Annotated in this window: 17 protein-coding genes; 11 read left to right on the top strand and 6 right to left on the bottom strand. The window is 53.3% G+C overall.

From position 1 onward, the window contains the following. Window positions 1-254: 254 nt before the first annotated feature. From QV747_RS15340 to QV747_RS15330, 3 genes are all read left to right on the top strand, one after another. Entirely contained in the window at window positions 255-506 is a 252-nt protein-coding gene (locus QV747_RS15340) for a hypothetical protein (RefSeq protein ID WP_273430614.1), read from the top strand. Window positions 507-764: 258 nt separating this feature from the next. Beyond that, window positions 765-1,868, top strand: coding sequence for a tetratricopeptide repeat protein (locus tag QV747_RS15335; RefSeq protein ID WP_047394386.1), 1,104 nt, complete (start codon window positions 765-767; stop codon window positions 1,866-1,868). An 18-nt stretch (window positions 1,869-1,886) separates the two neighbouring features. Further along, the gene (locus QV747_RS15330; protein WP_051258656.1) at window positions 1,887-3,212 is read left to right on the top strand and encodes a murein L,D-transpeptidase family protein; all 1,326 of its coding nucleotides are present in this window, start codon (window positions 1,887-1,889) and stop codon (window positions 3,210-3,212) included. 91 nt (window positions 3,213-3,303) lie between these two features. On the opposite strand, the gene fabG is transcribed toward QV747_RS15330, so the two are convergent. Then, the gene (gene fabG / locus QV747_RS15325; RefSeq protein ID WP_273430617.1) at window positions 3,304-4,044 is read right to left on the bottom strand and encodes a 3-oxoacyl-ACP reductase FabG; all 741 of its coding nucleotides are present in this window, start codon (window positions 4,042-4,044) and stop codon (window positions 3,304-3,306) included. Window positions 4,045-4,211: 167 nt separating this feature from the next. Further along, window positions 4,212-4,526, bottom strand: coding sequence for a DUF3579 domain-containing protein (locus tag QV747_RS15320; protein ID WP_028448622.1), 315 nt, complete (start codon window positions 4,524-4,526; stop codon window positions 4,212-4,214). 233 nt (window positions 4,527-4,759) lie between these two features. Between QV747_RS15320 and argF the strand changes: the two genes are divergently transcribed. The 8 genes from argF (at window position 4,760) to QV747_RS15280 (ending at window position 10,869) form a co-directional block, all read left to right on the top strand. Beyond that, window positions 4,760-5,674, top strand: a complete 915-nt coding sequence (gene argF / locus QV747_RS15315) for an ornithine carbamoyltransferase (RefSeq protein WP_028448621.1) — start codon at window positions 4,760-4,762, stop codon at window positions 5,672-5,674. A 5-nt stretch (window positions 5,675-5,679) separates the two neighbouring features. Next, the gene (gene leuE / locus QV747_RS15310; protein ID WP_047394392.1) at window positions 5,680-6,321 is read left to right on the top strand and encodes a leucine efflux protein LeuE; all 642 of its coding nucleotides are present in this window, start codon (window positions 5,680-5,682) and stop codon (window positions 6,319-6,321) included. 46 nt (window positions 6,322-6,367) lie between these two features. Next, window positions 6,368-7,591, top strand: coding sequence for an argininosuccinate synthase (locus QV747_RS15305; protein WP_273430621.1), 1,224 nt, complete (start codon window positions 6,368-6,370; stop codon window positions 7,589-7,591). A gap of 73 nt (window positions 7,592-7,664) precedes the next feature. Further along, window positions 7,665-7,886: a DUF2788 domain-containing protein gene (locus QV747_RS15300; protein ID WP_231550522.1), complete on the top strand. Its 222-nt coding sequence runs from the start codon at window positions 7,665-7,667 to the stop codon at window positions 7,884-7,886. A 9-nt stretch (window positions 7,887-7,895) separates the two neighbouring features. Beyond that, entirely contained in the window at window positions 7,896-8,207 is a 312-nt protein-coding gene (locus tag QV747_RS15295) for a pyrimidine/purine nucleoside phosphorylase (protein ID WP_273430624.1), read from the top strand. 73 nt (window positions 8,208-8,280) lie between these two features. Then, on the top strand, window positions 8,281-8,772 hold the full coding sequence (locus QV747_RS15290; protein WP_047394395.1) for a YajQ family cyclic di-GMP-binding protein: 492 nt from the start codon (window positions 8,281-8,283) through the stop codon (window positions 8,770-8,772). 94 nt (window positions 8,773-8,866) lie between these two features. Next, on the top strand, window positions 8,867-10,633 hold the full coding sequence (locus QV747_RS15285; RefSeq protein ID WP_273430626.1) for a GGDEF domain-containing protein: 1,767 nt from the start codon (window positions 8,867-8,869) through the stop codon (window positions 10,631-10,633). Between the two features lie 83 nt (window positions 10,634-10,716). Next, window positions 10,717-10,869, top strand: coding sequence for a DUF3149 domain-containing protein (locus QV747_RS15280; RefSeq protein WP_081986607.1), 153 nt, complete (start codon window positions 10,717-10,719; stop codon window positions 10,867-10,869). A 76-nt stretch (window positions 10,870-10,945) separates the two neighbouring features. Here the strand turns inward: QV747_RS15280 and QV747_RS15275 are convergent, their stop codons facing one another. From QV747_RS15275 to trxA, 4 genes are all read right to left on the bottom strand, one after another. Beyond that, window positions 10,946-12,574, bottom strand: coding sequence for a glycosyltransferase family 39 protein (locus tag QV747_RS15275; RefSeq protein ID WP_273430628.1), 1,629 nt, complete (start codon window positions 12,572-12,574; stop codon window positions 10,946-10,948). A gap of 90 nt (window positions 12,575-12,664) precedes the next feature. After that, window positions 12,665-12,922, bottom strand: a complete 258-nt coding sequence (locus QV747_RS15270) for a type B 50S ribosomal protein L31 (protein WP_028448614.1) — start codon at window positions 12,920-12,922, stop codon at window positions 12,665-12,667. Window positions 12,923-13,006: 84 nt separating this feature from the next. Then, complete coding sequence (gene rho / locus QV747_RS15265) at window positions 13,007-14,263, bottom strand: transcription termination factor Rho (RefSeq protein ID WP_028448613.1); 1,257 nt, start codon at window positions 14,261-14,263, stop codon at window positions 13,007-13,009. Between the two features lie 129 nt (window positions 14,264-14,392). Continuing rightward, window positions 14,393-14,719, bottom strand: coding sequence for a thioredoxin TrxA (gene trxA, locus QV747_RS15260; RefSeq protein WP_028448612.1), 327 nt, complete (start codon window positions 14,717-14,719; stop codon window positions 14,393-14,395). Window positions 14,720-14,783: the final 64 nt, after the last annotated feature.

The raw sequence follows: 14,783 nt of genomic DNA, 5'->3' as shown, positions 1-14,783 counted from the left end.
GAGTCCCAACAAACGGTTTGTTCATTGTAGACCAGCTGTGTTTTCACACAGCCTCGCCGCTTAGCGGTCATTCATGGATTGCCTCTTGACCGTCCACTTTGGCCGACCAGTCGATGTTAGTACATGAAAAGCTAAAGGCCGCTAACCATCAGGTTGCGGCCTTCATCATTTTGGTTTCGTGCCTAAACTACTCGGCCTTTGCGGACAGTCCAAACATCCTTCTTCACGGCCAAAATGAGAGTGTCACTTAGGCCTTGAGTGATCTGCATATTGATGATTGTGGTTATAAAGTTACAGACGTTGATGCTGATCTTATCGTTCTGGCTGGTGATATTGCAGAAGGCCGACTTGGCTTAGATTGGGCACGCAAACAGTTTCGATATGCGCCTGGGCAGTACGTATCAGGAAATCATGAATACTACGGATTCGATATTAGTGAATTCGATACCGACTTGGCCGCTCGGGCCAAAGATCCTTCCTTTAGTCCCATCAATGGAAGCAGTTAGAGCACTTGCCGGAAAAGCCTACCTATAGCAATAAAGCAAGCACTTTTACACTTGCCGAGCGCCATACTATTGATATTCTTAGGATTAGAATTTAAAGCAAGTGAAGTGCATTTTATAACATACGAAGGTCATAAAAACGTTCGAGCAGAGCAGTAACAAGACACTGCTTAGGGCTGGTGGCAGGTTCATAAGGCAAAACCAGAGTTTCTTTGTTAAAATCGCCGCCAGTTTACCGAGACCCTTAACCCCGGAATACCCATGTCTGCATTACGCACCTTGTTTGTGGCCCTGCCCTTGCTGTTTAGTTTGTCCGCCCATGCCGCCGACAGCGACGATATCCAGCAACTGATCCGCAGCAAACAATTTGCCCAGGCACTGGAGCGCGCGGATAAGAGTCTGGCTAAAACTCCGAAAGATGCACAAGTGCGTTTCTTGCGCGCGCTGGCGCTGAGCGAGCTTGGCCGCAGCGATGAGGCGATTAAAGCCTTCACGCAGATTTCGGAAGAATTCCCGCAGCTGCCCGAGCCCTACAATAATCTGGCCGTGCTGTATGCCAACAAGGGCCAATTTGATAAAGCGCGCACCGCGCTGCAAATGGCAATCCAGACCAACCCAAGCTATGCCATCGCGCATGAAAACATGGGTGATCTGTACGCGCGGCTGGCTTCGCAGGCCTACGACAAGGCCCTGCAACTGGAAAGCAACAACGCGCAAATCCAGACCAAACTCAAGCTGGTGGATTCGCTCTTCAGCCAACCCGGCCGCGCTGTAGGCAGCAAGCCCACCACTGCCGCCACCACTCTGGCGCCGACCAACAAGCCATTACCTGTCACCATCGCCACCATCAAGCCGGCAATTACTGCTGCGCCAGCGGTGCTGATCACCCCACGCCCAACACTCGCGCCAACAGCAGTGCCAACGGCGGTAGTAACCGCCAAACCGACGCCAACGGCAAAACCGACCGCCACGCCAAAAGCCACGGCCGCTCCAACCGCAACCCCGAAAGCCGAGAAATCGGATAGCGCCGCCAAGCAGCAAGTACTGGCCAGCGTGGAAGGCTGGGCCAATGCCTGGAGCCGCCAGAATGTGAAAGGCTATCTCAATAGCTATTCGAAAAACTTCAAAGCACCGGGCGGACGCAGCAACTGGGAAAAAGATCGCGAAGCGAAAATTAGCTCGCCGAAATCAATTAGTGTCGATCTGCGCGATGTACGGGTCGAAATGATTGACGAGAAAACCGCCAAAGTGCGGCTGCGGCAGGATTACAAATCCGATCGTTTGTCGACCAGCACAGGTAAAACGCTGATTCTGGAAAAAGTCGGTTCACGCTGGTTGATCAGCGATGAACGGATTGGCGGCTAAGCGACTGGTTGAAGCTGCATGATGCATATTTCCCGCCGCGCTAAGCGCTGGCTGTGTTTGCTGGCGCTAGTTATTCTGGCGCCAGCTGCCCGCCATTTTCTGCCCGACGATGCCAATCGCCCGTACACCCTGCGCCCCGATCAAGTCGGCACCGCCGCCACGGGCAACCACGAAGAACGCATCCTGGCCGCGATTGATGCGATCCGCGCTGGCAAAATGGCCGATGCGCGCGCTACTGTCGATGCCATTCTGGCCGAGCAACCCAATTACCGCCTCGCGCATCTACTCAGTGCCGATCTTTACGCCATGCGCGCCATGCCGCTCAGCACCATCGGCGGCGGCGCGGAGCAAGCGCGACAAAACCAGCAATTGGCCGAGCGACTGGCCGATTTGCGCAAAGAAGCGCAAGTGCGGATCAACTACCGCAATATGCCCACCCCACCCGAAATGGTGCCGGCCAATATTCTGCAATTTGCCCCCGAGCAAAAATACGCGGTGCTGGTGGACGCCGACACCTCGCGGCTGTATGTCTTTGCCAACCAGAATGGCACGCCCAAAATGGTGATCGACCATTATGTAACAGTGGGCAAACTGGGGATTGGCAAGCAGGTGGAAGGCGATCAACGCACACCAATCGGCGTGTATTTTGTGAATAAACACCTGCCCCGCCCTTTGCTAGATAAAACCTACGGCGAGCGGGCTGATCTGTATGGCGTTGGCGCGTGGCCGATTTCCTACCCGAATGAGCTGGATAAAAGCGACAAAAAAACCGGCTACGGCATCTGGCTGCATGGTAGCCCCGCCGCCACTTATGCCCGCCCACCGCAAGCCTCGAATGGCTGCGTGGTACTCACCAATGAAGAAATGCTGAATGTGGCGCAGTATTTGCAAGTGGGCGCCACCCCGGTGATCGTTACCCCGAAAGTGGAATGGCTGGAGCTCAAACAATGGCAGCAGCGCCAACAAGCCGCCCGGCAATTGATTGAGCAATGGCGCACCGCCTGGGAATCGCTAGATAACCAGCGCTATCTGAATTTTTACGGCAGCCGCTTTTTAAGCCCAGAAGGCCAAAACCTGACCAGCTGGCGCCTGCAAAAAATGGCGGTTAATGCTGGCAAACAGTGGACCAAAGTGAAAATCAGCGATCTATCCATGTTCGCCGTAACCGGCCCTGAGCCACAGCTGGTAACGACGTTTGAGCAGGATTACACCAGCAACAATCTGGATAATCAGATGCGCAAGCGCTTGTACTGGCAGGTGGAAAACGGCCAGTGGAAAATCCGTTGGGAAGGCGCGCCGATCAATGAAGTAAGGGTATACGACCCGAAACCAATGACGGAATAGCCTGGCGGGCAATACCCCTAGTGCAATCTACTATTCAAGCCAATAAAAAACCCGCCACTGGCGGGTTTTTTATTGCGGCACTGACCGCCAATTACAGCGTCAAACCACCGGTCACTTCGATGGCGGCGCCGTTGATGTAGCTGGCATCATCCGAAGCGAGGAAGGCATACACGCTAGCGATTTCTTCTGGCTGGGCCAGGCGTTTCATCGGCACGCGCTCTTCCATACCTTGCAATACTTTCTCGGGCATGGCTTTAACCATCGGCGTAGCGACAAAGCCTGGGCACACGGCGTTGGCACGGATGCCTTTTTTACCCAACTCTTTCGCCCAAGTTTTCACAAAGCCGATCACACCGAATTTGGTCGCCGCATAATTGGTCTGGCCAAAGTTACCGTACACGCCCACGACGGATGAGGCATTCAGAATCACGCCACTGTTTTGCTCGATCATGGTGTCGACCACGGCCTTGGTACAGTTGTAAACACCTTTCAGATTGATGTCGATGACGCGATCAAACTGATCATCACTCATTTTGTAGAGCTGGGCATCCATGGTGATCCCGGCATTGTTCACCAGCACATCAATGCGCCCCCACTGTGCTTTCACTGCGCTCACCATTGCAGCAATGCTCTCGGGGTTGGTCACATCCACCACAAAGCCCACGGCCGCAGCGCCGGTTGTTTGCAGATCAGCCACCACGCGGTCGATACCGGCCTGGTTTACATCACACACCACCACTTTCGCGCCTTCAGCCGCAAACCGCACCGCGGTGGCTTCGCCAATCCCGCTGGCCGAACCGGTGATGATGGCGACTTTGTCTTTGAGCTTCATGATTTTCTCCTGGAGGATGGATGCCCCGCCCACTGGCGAGGGGGTTCATCTAGCAGAATAAGCACAGTGCTGCATTGCAGCAAGTTAAAAGATCACGACAAAGCTTGATTAATAACAAAAAAGCCAGCTTTTATTCAGCTGGCTTTCAGTTTAGAGAAATAAAGCATTTAGCGTTCGGCCGATTTCTTTTCAATACCTTTGATCAGCGAGCGGCAATCCACCACTTGCAGATCGTTATCCCGAGCAAAGGTCATGATAAAGCTATACACACGCGGATCGATTTTTTCGAGCTGGCGATCCACTGCCACACAGCGCACATTGTTGTGCATCATCGGCCGCACATACGGCGCATACGATAGCTTTTGGTCCACGCCAAAGGTCGACAAAATGCCGGACAGGCGCTCGGCCCAGTCGCTAGGACGGAATTCCCGCCCATTGCTGGTAATGCCCTGAATGATGATTTCGTACGGATTACAGATCATAGGGATGCCAAACTGAGGTGTTAATCTGGCCGACGGGGCCAGCTGGCGCAATTATAGCATTGCTCGCCGACTTGCCGGCAGAAATGTAAGCGCGGCGAACTTAGTACAAGTACCGATTGCCGAGCGGCCAGAATTGTTTAGCGCTTGCCAGAAATGGGTAAAACGCTGAATAATGTTGGTTTTTTCAGCCATTTTGAACGGCCATGCTAGGGCTGTTCGGGAACACCGTCCAGATGCGCCATTACTTGAAGTTCACCGATTTCAGTCTCGAAGAATACCAATACCTGTTTAGCCGCGCGGCCAAGCTCAAAGCCCGTCTGCGCGCCGGCGAGCTGTATCAGCCGCTGCCAGGCAAAGTGCTGGGCATGATTTTTGAAAAATCATCCACCCGCACCCGCGTATCTTTTGAAGCCGGGATGTTTCAAATGGGCGGCCATGCGATGTTCCTGCAATCCAAAGACACGCAGCTGGGCCGTGGTGAGCCAATCGAAGACGTAGCCAAAGTCATCAGCCGCATGGTTGATATCGTGATGGTGCGTACCTATGAGCAATCGATCATCGATCGCTTTGCCGAAAATTCGCTGGTGCCGGTGATTAATGGCCTGACCAATGAATACCATCCCTGCCAGATCATGGCCGATATCTTTACCTATATCGAGCGTTTTGGCTCGATTGAAGGCAAAACCGTGTGCTGGATCGGCGATTCGAACAACGTTTCGCGCACCTGGTTGCAAGCGGCCAAGCTGTTTAATTTCAAGCTGAACCTCGCTTGTCCAGTAGGTTACGACATGACCGTGCTGGATGATGAGGAATACAGCAAAGAGAATTTTGAAGTCTTCCGCGATCCGTTCTCCGCCGCCCGCGATGCCGATATTGTGACCACCGACGTGTGCACCTCAATGGGCTTCGAGCGCGAAACGCTGCAGCGCAAAAAAGACTTTATTAATTACAAAGTATCCGAAAAAGTAATGCTGCAAGCCAAGGCCAATGCAGTATTCATGCATTGCCTGCCCGCGCACCGCGGTGAAGAAGTCGACCCAGAAGTGATCGACGGCCCACAATCGGTCGTTTGGGATGAAGCCGAAAACCGCATGCACGTACAAAAAGCGGTGATTGAATTCCTGCTTCTGGGCCGGATTGACGATTAATTAGCATGTTTGGCATTACCGATCTCTGGGCGTATTTACTGGGCACCGTGCTGATTATTCTGGCACCTGGGCCCAACTCGCTGTTTGCGCTGACCACCGCCGCCACCCGTGGCCGGGCGGCTGGTTTTGCCGCCGCCGGCGGGATTGTGGTGGGTGACTTTATCCTGATGCTGGCTGCAGCCCTCGGAGTTGCGTCCTTGATGCAGACGCATCCGGTCGCGTTTGATGCGGTGCGCTATCTGGGCGCAGCTTATCTGATGTATATGGGTGGCAAGATTTTATGGTCGCAGTTGCGCCCGCAATCAGCCACACCGAGCGTGGCCAGTGACACCGCGCCTGTCGCCTACCGGCCACGACAGGCCTTTAAAACAGCTCTGGGGATTTCGCTGGTGAACGTCAAAGCCATTTTGTTTTTCATGGCTTTCTTTCCGCAATTTGTCGACCCGCACTATCCACAGGTTTGGCACACCTTTACGGCGCTGGGCCTGATTGTCCAGCTGGTCAGCATTAGCTATCTGACTATTCTGATTTTGGCTGGCACCACGTTGGCGGCCCGGCTGGGCGGCATTCGCTGGCTGAAATCACTCTTAAACAAACTGATTGGTACGCTATTCGTGAGCTTTGGTTTGCGACTGGCGTTAGACTAGGTTATGGGCCATTTGGCTCGTTTGTGCATATTCATCGAGGTTCTTCATGTCTGATGTGAAAAAAGTAGTTCTCGCGTACTCCGGCGGTCTGGATACGTCAGTGATCCTGAAGTGGCTGCAAGACAACTATGCGTGTGAGGTCGTGACCTTCACAGCAGATTTGGGCCAAGGTGAAGAGCTGGAACCCGCACGCCAAAAAGCGCTGAAATTCGGTATCAAACCAGAAAACATCTATATCGATGATCTGCGCGAAGAATTCGTGCGCGACTTCGTATTCCCAATGTTCCGCGCCAACACCGTGTACGAAGGTGAATACCTGCTCGGCACTTCCATCGCCCGCCCGCTAATCGCCAAACGCCTGATCGATATCGCCCGCGAAACCGGCGCCGAGGCCATCAGTCATGGTGCGACCGGTAAAGGTAACGATCAGGTGCGCTTCGAGCTCGGCGCTTATGCGCTGATGCCGGAAGTGAAAGTGATTGCCCCATGGCGTGAATGGGATCTCTTGAGCCGCGAAAAACTGCTGGCTTATGCCGAAGCCAATGATATTCCGGTGGAAATGAAACACCGCAACGGTGGCGCGCCTTACTCGATGGACGCCAACCTGCTGCACATCTCGTATGAAGGCCGCCATCTGGAAAACCCAGAAGCGGAAGCCGAAGACGCAATGTGGCGCTGGACCGTCAGCCCAGAAGCTGCACCCGATGCTGCTGAATATCTGAATATTGAATTCGAACAAGGCGACATCGTGGCGCTCAACGGCGTGCGCCTGTCACCTGCACAAGTGCTGACCAAGCTGAACGAGCTGGGCGGCAAGCATGGCATTGGTCGTCTGGATCTGGTTGAAAACCGCTATGTGGGCATGAAATCGCGCGGTTGCTACGAAACCCCCGGCGGCACCATCATTCTGAAAGCCCACCGTGCCATCGAATCGATCACGCTGGATCGTGAAGTCGCCCACCTGAAAGATGACCTGATGCCACGCTACGCCAGCCTGATTTACAACGGCTACTGGTGGTCGCCTGAGCGCAAAGTACTGCAAACCCTGATCGATGAAACCCAGAAAACCGTGAACGGCTGGGTACGCCTGAAGCTGTATAAAGGTAATGTCATCGTCGTGGCGCGTGATTCCAAAACCGATTCACTGTTTGACAAAACCATCGCGACTTTTGATGATGATGGCGGCGCGTACAACCAGAATGATGCGGGCGGCTTTATCAAGCTCAACGCCCTGCGCATGCGCATTGCCGGCCGTCTGAACCGGAAATAATCATCACCGCAGGTGCCGCCGCGGCGGCACCACTGACGGATCAATCAACCGATCCATTTGCAGGTATTAAGGCATGCTGGAAGCACTCATCAATATGGACGAAGAGACGTTTACCACGCTCTCGACCACGATTCTGTGTACCGGCCTAATGGCCTACATGGGTTTTATCATTTACAACCTGGCCAAAGAATCCAAAGCCGGCAAATATGGCACTATGGTGCTGTTTTTTGCGCTCGGATTGGGCATGGTCGGGTTTATTGCCAAAACCATTCTCACTGAAGTTTTACAGAAATAAGGGTAAGCAATGAGCCAGTTTGACAATGTATCGGTCCTGAAACAGGGCAATGTGTATTTTGATGGTAAATGCGTCAGCCACACCGTGGTGTTTGCCGATGGCAGCAAAAAAACGGTGGGCGTGATTTTGCCGTCAACACTGGTATTTAACACTGGCGCACCTGAGATCATGGAAGTGGTTTCCGGGGTATGCCGTGTAAAGCTTGCTGGTGAAAGCACTGCAACTGAATACGGCGCAGGGGTATCATTTAATGTACCTGGCAATTCCAGCTTTGAAATCGAAACCGTAGAAACCCTGCACTACGTTTGCCATTTCGGCTAAACCTGCGCAGCGTTCATTTCCTGAGGCAGCGAGCTGATTCGCTGCCTTTTTCCTTTTTTTGTGGAGAGCGTGCATGCCTTCGTTTGACATTACTTCCGAAACCGATATGGTGGCGCTGAAAAATGCCATTGATATTGCAGAGCGCACCATTGTGAACCGCTACGACTTTAAAGGCACCAGCGCCAAAGTCGAGCTCAATGAAAAAGACAAACTGATCACCATCCACGGCGATTCGGAATTCCAGCTCGACCAGATCAAAGACATTCTGTTTCCGGCGCTGGAAAAGAAAGAACCCGATAGCAGCAAGCGGCTGGAACAGGAAGACGTGCAAAAAGTCTCGGGCAATAAAGTGAAACAGGTGCTGAAGATCAAAGATGGCATCGATCGTGAGCTGGCCAGCAAGATCATCAAGCACATCAAAGACTCCAAACTGAAAGTGCAAACCGCCATTCAGGGCGACGAAGTACGCGTCAGCGGCGCCAAACGGGATGTGTTGCAGGAAACGATCGCCGTGGTGCGCAAGTCAGTCGATTTTCCGCTGCAATTTCAGAATTTCCGCGACTGATTCGTCAGCGGGAATGGGCTGAACAGCTACACTACGGGTGTTACGGGAACGACATCAGCACATGGTTTGGACTGCTTGGCGGGCAACTCGCCGCATGACCCTATTGATTACGCTGGCCATTCTGGTCGGGCTAGGCATGATTATGCTGCTGGCCTACCAGATCAGCGCCAGCTACCAGAATCAATTTCTGGCCGCGCGGCAGCATAATCTGCACGCCCAAAAAATGGTCGGCCTGCAACTGGCGCAATGGCAGCAACAGCTACAGCTAGGGCTCAATCCGCTCGTTTCGTCCTTACAAGCCGGCACACCGATTGATGTCGTGGCGCAGCAATTGGCCGGCCAGCTGCATCAACTACCGTTTGCCAGCAATCTGGCGCTACTGGACGAACGCGGCAATGTGCTGGCGGTGGCAGATGGTCAGAGCCCCGCGGAAATGGGCCTCGATTATGGCCCCGGGCTAGCGAGCAGTACGCCGGAATTACGCTGGCTGCCTGCCAGCCCTAACGCACTGATTGCGGTCCAGACCGTGCAAAATAGTGCACAACAAACCTTGGCCACGCTGGCAGTGCGCATTGAGGCCAGCACGGTGGCGCAATTATTGGCCAACACCAGCTACGGCCCTGAGCAGGAATTGTATTTGCTCGATGCGCGCCTGCGCCCGCTTGCCCACGCCCCCGCTGAGGCACAACTGCCCAACCTGGCTAGCGGCCTGATTGCCCGTATTCAACGTGCCGAAGCCCAAACCTTGCAAATCCAGCTGCCGAATGAGCCCGGCATCAGCTTATTGAGCGCGAACCAGCTCGGTAAACTGCCCTATGTGCTGTTGCTGCGCATCGACAGCCGCCATTTCCTGCAGCAATGGAAAAGTACGGTATTTTTCTATTTGCTGGGCAGTACCCTGATGTTGTTATTGTCCTTGCTAACGGCCTATTTCTTTTGGCGTTCGCAGCGACTAGGCCGGCATTTACGGCAAAAAGAACACAAGCTTTCGGCCAGTGAGGCGCGCTTTCGGCAAATGATCGAAACCACACCCGTGGGTTTGGTCTTGGCGCGCTTGCCGGACTTTTATATCACCTACATTAATCAACATGCGGCACGGGTTTTTGGCCTGCCGCAGGCGGCAGCCTTATCTAAGCGGGCTTTTGAGCTGTATTACGACCGCATCGACTTTATCCATCACTCGGATAGCGCCATGAATGGTCGTGCGCTCAATAATGTGGAATGCCTCTTGCGGCATAAAGAGGGCACGCCATTCTGGGCCAGCGTCTCAATGTCGGTCACCGAGGCGCACGATGGCAGCACCTTGCTGATGGGTTTAAGTGATATAACCCAGCGCAAACGGCTTGAAGAAGAGCTGAAAAAACGCGCCACCACAGATAGCTTAAGCGGCCTCGCCAACCGCGCCTACTTCATGGAAAGCGCCGGCCAAGAACTACTGCGCTGTAAACGCATGCAGCAACCTGCGGCGCTGCTGATGCTAGACATCGATTTCTTTAAGAAAATCAATGACAATTATGGCCATCAAGTGGGTGATTTGGCCATTCAAGCCATGGCCAGCATCTGTCGTAGCCAGCTGCGCGAACTCGATTTACTTGGCCGCATTGGCGGGGAAGAATTCATCGCCTTCCTGCCGGCGACCGATCTGGATACGGCAAGGCAACTTGCCGAACAATTACGCTGCGCCATTGCTACACAAGTGATTGCATTAGAAGATGGCCGTGAGGTTCGTTTTACCAGCAGCCTGGGGCTGACCTTGATGCGCGCCGATGATCTAAACCTGGATGCCATCATGAAGCGCGCCGATGATGCGCTGTACCAGTCCAAACATCAGGGTCGTAATCGTACCAGCGAGGTGCTGTAACCACCTCACCCGCGCTTGATGTGCATCAATAATTCCTTCGGCATTCCGGCCTACAGTAAAAGCATAAACACCGGAGATGCATCATGGAAAACACACCACTCAGCACCCTCTTTTCATCGGATATTGGCCTGCTTAGCGTCTTTACCATTGGCTTTATTTTGGTGATGGCAATTTATATTTACTTGTATGTGCGTCGAAAAATCAAAGAAGATACCGCCGCGCATCAAGACCAATAATTGCGCTCACGATCAATCAAGAATGGATGCAATAAAAAACGGTGCTCATTGCACCGTTTTTTATTGCTGTAGCCCCTTACTTTAAGTACACCACAAAGCGCTCTTTACTTTCACCCAAGCGTGCGACTTCGCCAAGCTCACTCCACGGCAGGGGTATTGGGGTAGAAGCCAAGCGCACCGCCACAATACAAGCATTACCCGGCTGGGTAATCACGGGTTTGGTCGAGAAATAGCTTAGCGCTCCCACCACCGGGGAAGGCAAATTACTGGCATCAATGCAAGGCGGCTGCACACGGGCTGTGAGCAATTCTATGCGCTGCACCACCGGCCGATAGGATTTGCCACTATCGATCCAGCCCTGGAATAAACCAACAAGCACCGAGAACACCAAAATCACGCCGCAAGTCCAGTTAGTAATCGCTTTACGTCCCAGTGCCCGAGGGCGCAAGAGCACCTTGCCCCACAATAGGCTCGCCACCAGAGCCAACACAAAGCCAAGCCATTCAATCTGCATCGCAGCCGAGGTATAGCGGGCGAGCCAAACCGCAACCGGGCCTTGACCACCACTGAGCAAAATCCCCCAGATGACCCAAATGGCCACAGCCGCCAAGCCTAAGGTTAAAATGGCAAAGGAATTAAGCGCCGAGGCCGCGCCACGGCGTAAGTCATCCACACCCGCAGCCGCGAGCAAACTCAAGGGCAGCAACAGTGGCAAGACTGTAAACTCGGCGGGATGGCCTGCTAGGGCAATATACAAGATGATACCCAGCGCCAACCAGCACAATAGCGGCCACGGGCCCTGCTGTAATTCCCGTCGATGCAGCCACAGCGACCATGCCGCTAGCGGCAGTACCGGAAAGGCAAACCAGACCAAGATCGAGAGCAAAAATCCCGGCTGATGCAGCCAAACCACCTGCCCGGCACCACCATACGGCCCCCAGGCATAATTGCGCCACCAGTGCTGGAACAACTCACTGCTGTGCTCATGTAGCGCATAGCCCCACAAAGCCGCCAGCGGCAAGGAAACAATCAGCGCCGTGACCAGGGTAACCGCAAAGCCAGCCTGCCGCCAAGCCGGCCAGACCAATAAACCAAGTGCCAACAACAGCAGCAATAAGGCATCCGCCCAAGTGGCCCCCAACAAGAGCGTGAGCAAACTCACGCCCAACACCAAGCCAGCACTAACTGGACGACGCTGCGCCAGTAGTAATGCGTAGATTCCCCAGGCAAAGGCCGTAAGCAGCAAGACCGCTGGCGAAATATGATGTCCCCAGGTCAGCAAGCCCAGACTGCCAAGCAGCAGCACCACAGTTAAACGGCCAAAGCGATGACCAAAGGCTTCCCGCCCCGCTAGCCCAGTCCCCCAGCAGGCCAAGGCCATCCATAAGCCGGTACTTAACCGGGCCGCATCATGCAAAGCAACCCCAAACCAGCTCAGCGCATTGGCCACAATCGCTGCACACCAGAAATACAAGGGTGCGCTATCAAAATATGGTTGATCCGCCAGCAGCGGCACCACCCAAGGATTGTGGCGCAAGAGGCCGGCAATGACTGCCGCATGCTCATTCTCTTGTGGTTTCCACGGATCATGGCCAAACAGCCCCGGCAGTAGCCAAAACAGGCACAGCAGGATTAGCAGCCAGGGTTTGTCTTGTTCTTTCTGCGGCACCAGCGGCCGCGACTCGGGAGGCGTATAAGTCAGCATGGCAGAATAGAAAGGTGTTTACTTGATTGTGACATGCAGAAAACAAAAAAGGCAGCGTAGCACGCTGCCTTTTTTGCGGAACTCGATAAATTAGCGAGAGAAACGCGCGAATTTAGAGTTGAATTTCTCGATACGACCAGCAGTATCAACGATTTTCTGTTTACCAGTGTAGAACGGGTGAGATTCAGAAGATACGTCCAGACGATATACTGGATATTCTTTGCCGTCGGTCCAAGTCATAGTCTCGGCGCTTTTTACATGCATAGTGCTGCGGGTCAGGAATTTGAAGTCCGCGCTTGCGTCGTAGAAGATAACTTCTTTGTATTCTGGATGAATTTCTGGTTTCATGGTTTTTCCTAGGGTAACGGGCGCCGGGGTTTTGCCGGCGCTACAAAACGGGCATTATCGTCGAATTGGCGTTGCGCTGCAAGCTTATCGGCGCATTGAGTCGAAGAAATCCAGATTGCTCTTCGTGGCTTTGAGCTTATCCATCAAGAATTCCATCGCTTCCAGATCATCCATTGGGTAGAGCAGCTTGCGCAGAACCCAGATTTTCTGCAGTTTATCTTGCTCGATCAGCAGCTCTTCGCGGCGAGTGCCGGATTTATTGATGTTAATGGCCGGGAAAATCCGCTTCTCAGCCATGCGGCGATCCAGCTGGATTTCATTATTACCCGTACCTTTGAATTCTTCGTAGATGACATCATCCATCCGGCTACCGGTATCGACCAGCGCGGTGGCGATAATGGTCAAACTACCACCCTCTTCGATATTGCGCGCGGCGCCGAAGAAACGTTTAGGCCGCTGCAGGGCGTTGGCATCCACACCACCGGTCAGAACTTTGCCCGAAGCAGGAATGACAGTGTTGTAGGCACGCGCCAGACGGGTAATCGAATCCAGCAGGATCACCACATCTTTTTTGTGCTCAACCAGACGTTTAGCCTTTTCGATCACCATCTCGGCTACTTGCACGTGGCGCGTAGCTGGCTCGTCGAACGTAGAGCTCACCACTTCCCCGCGTACCGAACGCTGCATCTCGGTCACTTCCTCTGGGCGCTCATCGATCAGCAAGACGATCAGCGTCACTTCGGGATGATTAGCCGTAATCGCATGCGCGATATGCTGCAACATCACGGTTTTACCCGATTTAGGCGGGGCTACCAGCAACGCGCGCTGCCCTTTACCAATCGGGGACATCAGGTCAATCACCCGACCGGTGATGTTTTCTTCCGCTTTAATATCGCGCTCAAGATTGAGCCGCTCTGTTGGAAACAGCGGAGTCAGGTTTTCAAACAGGATTTTATGCTTGGCAGCTTCTGGGGCCTCTCCGTTGACTTTATCAACTTTTACCAGCGCAAAATAACGCTCGCCCTCTTTAGGGATACGAATTTCACCTTCGATGGTGTCACCGGTATGCAGATTAAAGCGGCGAATTTGGCTTGGGCTGATGTAAATATCATCTGGCCCCGCTAAATATGAGGTATCTGGGCTACGCAAGAAACCAAAGCCATCAGGCAGAACTTCCAGCGTCCCTTCGCCGAAAATGCTCTCCCCTTTTTTGGCCCGGTTTTTCAGCAACGCAAAGATGACGTCTTGTTTGCGCATGCGGCTAGCGCCATCGATCTCTGATTGAATCGCCATATCAACGAGTTCAGAGACGTGCAGATGTTTTAGGTCGGACAAATGCATAGTATTTTTTGATTGGTACAGTAGAAAAAGGGGGGAAGGACGAAGGATGCAGCAGAGAAGTGCTGCAGTGGCGATTAATCACCACTGCAGTCAATTTAGAAGCAGACTAATTCAAAATCCAGCGCAATGTCAAATATTGCTATCGAGGAAGGCAGTCAGTTGCGATTTAGACAGTGCGCCAACTTTAGTTGATTTAACTTCGCCATCCACAAACAGCATCAGAGTTGGGATGCCGCGAATACCAAATTTCGGTGGCGTCGCTTGGTTTTCATCGATGTTGAGTTTGGCCACTTTCACCCGGCCAGCATACTCTTCGGCAACTTCGTCCAGAATTGGGGCGATCATTTTGCAAGGACCACACCATTCTGCCCAGTAATCTACCAACACCGGGCCACTGGCTTGCAGAACTTCTGCGTCAAAACTCGCATCAGTGACATAGGTGATTTTATCGCTCATTGTATTCTCCAGAAGGTGGGGTCGATAGACCGAATGCTAAACAAAAAACCGGGCTAGCAAAAGC

Source organism: uncultured Chitinibacter sp., assembly GCF_945957625.1.
Taxonomy (GTDB): domain Bacteria; phylum Pseudomonadota; class Gammaproteobacteria; order Burkholderiales; family Chitinibacteraceae; genus Chitinibacter; species Chitinibacter tainanensis.
Note: the sequence above shows the minus strand (reverse complement) of the source record. Positions and strands in the feature narration are given on the sequence as shown.